Origin of the sequence: Vibrio sp. Vb1755 (assembly GCF_033338635.1) — a bacterium.
In the GTDB taxonomy this organism is placed as follows: domain Bacteria; phylum Pseudomonadota; class Gammaproteobacteria; order Enterobacterales; family Vibrionaceae; genus Vibrio; species Vibrio alginolyticus.
Map to the genome: position 1 here is coordinate 1 of NZ_JAWOTA010000148.1, position 1,409 is coordinate 1,409.

The window sequence follows — 1,409 nt, forward strand, 5'->3', positions numbered from 1 at the left end:
AGTCAAAAGTATAAACTGATGGCATTATCCATATCTGTACGCCTGCAAACCGTGACCGAATGCAGATTTATCCCCTCGCTGAAGTCAGTTGAACAACATGCCATCAACAAAAGTTCATTCCTTAGAGTCAGCTCTCGGTTTTCATCCACTCTTTGAAACGTTTCAAATGCGGTCGATTAGGATCGTTTTTGACTCGGGTCTTGGTTAGCATGTAGGTTTCTCTAAAGGCTTCAAACCACAATTGAAGGCATTCCGATGCTTTGTTCTCACCGGCTTGTTTCAAAACTAAAGTCGCGACTTCAGCTGTCGAAAGATGCTGCTCGTTCTCAGAACGACGCATGATGTATTCTGATAAACACTCCGGCTCGATAGATAGGACTGGTAGAGACTGTAAAAACTCAGAGCGACGGAAGATTTTTCGCGCCTCACGCCAACTACCATCGATAAAAATCAACAACCACTTTTTGCTATTACCATCAGTGCGATGTAAGTGCTCAGCGTGTAATCCATCTAGCAATCGCTCAGGTTGATCAACGTAATCGGCAGGAAAAACAATGACAGGCTGGTAGTCATCGTTGGACATAAGATCAAGCATCTCTTGTGAAGGTTCAGTGCGATTCCATTGATACACGTAAGTCTCTTTCACCGTATCAGCAATCAAACGGCCTGTATTGCTTGGCTTAAACACTTCGTTCTCGGACACAATCAGCATGCACGCGACATTGCTATCGATATCAGGTTGCAATTCACATAAACAATGTTGCTCTGAAACCTGACAGAATGGGCAGCGCTGAACTTTGCATCCACGAGCATTGAAAGGCTTCGTTGAGATGGATTGACGATACTGATATAAACGATGGAAAGCGTGGATTCTCATGAAGGAAATGCCAAATAAAAACGAGAGCGCGATTCTACTGGTATAACCGCTCGCTCACAAGGCGGCAGCGTTATTACTCTAAAGACCAAACATTGAAAGAATCTCACGTTAGTTAAGGTCTATTGCGACAAATGCGTAGAAGAAGGAAAGATCAGTGACTGAAAACACGTTTACCGACCCATCTTGGTTGCGACTTAGCTGTTTTATTGGCGTATTGTTGCTGTGTACTCTTTGGGAAAACAAGCACCCAAGAAAGACGCTCACCGTCAAACGTTCCTTTCGCTGGTTAAACAACCTCTCTTTGGTCGCCCTAAATAGCGCGATCATTGCATTAGTGATGCCTATCGCTGCGTTTCAAGCTGCGGCCATTGCTCATGATCAGCAATGGGGACTATTCAATCTTCTGTCCCTGCCCGGTTGGTTAAATGTGTTGCTTGCTGTGATTACTCGCTATCTCATCATCTATGTTCAGCACTTGTGTTTGCATCGCGTTAAACCGCTATTGAAAATTCATCGTATTCACCATGCCGAG

Annotated in this window: 1 protein-coding gene and 1 pseudogene; one reads left to right on the plus strand and one right to left on the minus strand. The window is 44.4% G+C overall.

Annotated elements, in window-relative coordinates; all coding sequences use genetic code 11:
- Positions 1-127: 127 nt before the first annotated feature.
- A complete protein-coding gene (locus tag R7E00_RS23415; protein WP_318124627.1) occupies positions 128-877 on the minus strand; it encodes a tRNA-uridine aminocarboxypropyltransferase in 750 nt (249 codons plus the stop codon).
- A gap of 154 nt (positions 878-1,031) precedes the next feature.
- On the opposite strand from R7E00_RS23415, the pseudogene R7E00_RS23420 reads away from it, so the two are divergent.
- Positions 1,032-1,409 (plus strand): annotated as a pseudogene (locus tag R7E00_RS23420) (sterol desaturase family protein); the annotation flags it as partial.

What these genes read in the sequence shown, in the direction of transcription:
- R7E00_RS23415 (WP_318124627.1), bottom strand. Translation starts at nt 877, where the DNA reads ATGAGAATCCACGCTTTCCATCGTTTATATCAGTATCGTCAATCCATC.